General features: G+C 71.3%; 4 protein-coding genes. All 4 read right to left on the bottom strand.

Going from position 1 to position 1,793, the window contains the following annotated elements; all coding sequences use genetic code 11:
• Positions 1-234: hypothetical protein (locus BBK14_RS13395; protein ID WP_131802288.1), on the bottom strand; the 234-nt coding region annotated here is incomplete at its 3' end.
• A complete protein-coding gene (locus BBK14_RS13390) occupies positions 231-524 on the bottom strand; it encodes a hypothetical protein (RefSeq protein ID WP_071062453.1) in 294 nt (97 codons plus the stop codon). The genes BBK14_RS13390 and BBK14_RS13395, both read right to left, overlap by 4 nt.
• 128 nt (positions 525-652) lie before the next feature.
• Entirely contained in the window at positions 653-1,453 is an 801-nt protein-coding gene (locus BBK14_RS38895; protein WP_071062452.1) for an NUDIX domain-containing protein, read from the bottom strand.
• 1 nt (position 1,454) lies between these two features.
• Positions 1,455-1,793, bottom strand: a 339-nt coding sequence (locus BBK14_RS39995) for a hypothetical protein (protein WP_241831461.1), incomplete at its 5' end; no start/stop codon positions are given.

Raw genomic sequence — 1,793 nt, 5'->3', positions numbered from 1 at the left:
CTCGTCGAGCTCCCACGGCTCGATCTCGAACGGACGCTGACGGATGACGCCAAGGCAGTTCGACCGGTGACCAAGCCAGGGGTTCGGCTGGTTCGTGCCGACCACGCACACGTCGCGGCCGTCCTCGACCTCGAAGTCCATGGAGACCATCCCGACCGTGCCCGCGTCGCCGAGCGCCCGGTCCTGCATGTCCCAGCGGGCCAGCAGGTCCTCGGGGGTCAGGTCGCCGCTCATCGGCGGCCGACCCGGTACTGGTAGAAGTTGTCGGCCGGAGCCCAGTCGTCTTCCTCGGAGTCCGGCGGGAACGGGCCGCCCTCAGAGGCGCGAGGCGCAGGGGTGCCGGTCCAGTGCTGAACGAACCCGGGCAGGCCCTCGTACCCCTCGCCCGGGCCGTCGTTCCCGACGACGAGGGTCAGCGACTCACCGTCGGAGCCGCCTCCCTGGAGCTCGTAGTTGACCAGGCCGGGCGTCGGGTGCATGCCGAAGACCTCGGCGTACGCCTCGTCGGTGTCGATGTGCTCCATTTCAGCCCTCCACGTCTGTTGTCGAATCCGCATCCACCCGCCGGGCCCCACGGCCCGACAGCGGCTCCACCCGCAGATGCGCCGGGCCGTGGGGCCCGGCGGGGTCCATCAGCGGCCGACCCGAGGGCTCACAGGTCGTCCTTCGTGTACCGCTGCCAGACCTGCCCGTTGATGACGACCGACGTCCCGCCGGTGCCGCCCATCTGGACCCCGACATCGCCCCTGATGACGTCGGCCTGGAAGCCGACCTGGGAGTCGCCATCGTTCGAGTTTGTGTTCGTGACCGAGAAGGTGCCGCCCGCCGCCGCCGCCCTCGCCGCCCGCTTGATGCGGTCGGCGAACGCGCGCAGATCCTCGAAACCGGCGTCGTCCGGGCCGACGACATGGCCGACCTGCGCGTCGTCCGGCAGGTCCGACCCGCGGCCGAAATGCATTCCGACCTGGGCGCCGACGGTCCCGCCGTCCACCCTGTTGTGGATGTTGTAGTTCATGGGCTTCCTCCTCCGGGTAGACCCGGTCGCCAGCGCCTCACTGACGATCCGGGTGTGGTCGAACGCCAGCCCCTCAGCGAGGGCGGCATGAACTGGCACCCACTCGGCCGCCGCGGCGTCGCTGCCGGCCGCGGGCGTGACGAGCCGGGTCATGCGGGTGGTGTAGGCGAAGCTGACGTAGCGGCCCCGCGGGTCCCGTCCGGGTGCGGAGTACACGCCCACTGGGTCCAGGTGGCCCGGGTCGATGCCGGTCTCCTCGACCAGCTCCCGGCGAGCGGCGTGCTCGACGTCCTCGCCCGGGTCGACATGGCCGCCAGGCAACGCCCAGCGGCCCTTGTGTGGGTCCTTCGCGCGGCGGATGAGCAGCACGTGCGGGACGCCGTACTGCTCGGACAGGGCCACCACGTCGGCGGTCAGGCGGGTGTTCTCGGTGGCCATGTCAGCGACCGAACCTGATGCGCAGCCGGTGCCGTCGCGGCGGGCGCGAATCGACCGCGTCCGCCTGGACGGGGTCTCCGTCGAGGAAGCCCATCCTGGGCACGTGCATCGTGTAGAAGTGGCGGGCGCCGACCAGACCGCGGTCCGGATCGTCCTCGTCGAGGGTGGCGACATCCTCGCGCTCCAAGGGCTCCCCACGCTCCCAGTAGCGGAGCAGATTGGACTGCCCCCACAGGCGGGCGTCCGGCCGGCTGGTCGCGACGGTCACGATCTCCCGGTCGATGCCGGAGCCGAATCCGGCGGCGCGGGCATCCTCGTCGCCCATGATCGACACGAGGCC

The organism is Parafrankia soli, from assembly GCF_001854695.1.
GTDB lineage: Bacteria > Actinomycetota > Actinomycetes > Frankiales > Frankiaceae > Parafrankia > Parafrankia soli.
This window is presented reverse-complemented; position numbering and strand designations above follow the sequence as displayed.

What these genes read in the sequence shown, in the direction of transcription:
- BBK14_RS13390 (WP_071062453.1), bottom strand. Translation starts at nt 524, where the DNA reads ATGGAGCACATCGACACCGACGAGGCGTACGCCGAGGTCTTCGGCATG.
- BBK14_RS38895 (WP_071062452.1), bottom strand. Translation starts at nt 1,453, where the DNA reads ATGGCCACCGAGAACACCCGCCTGACCGCCGACGTGGTGGCCCTGTCC.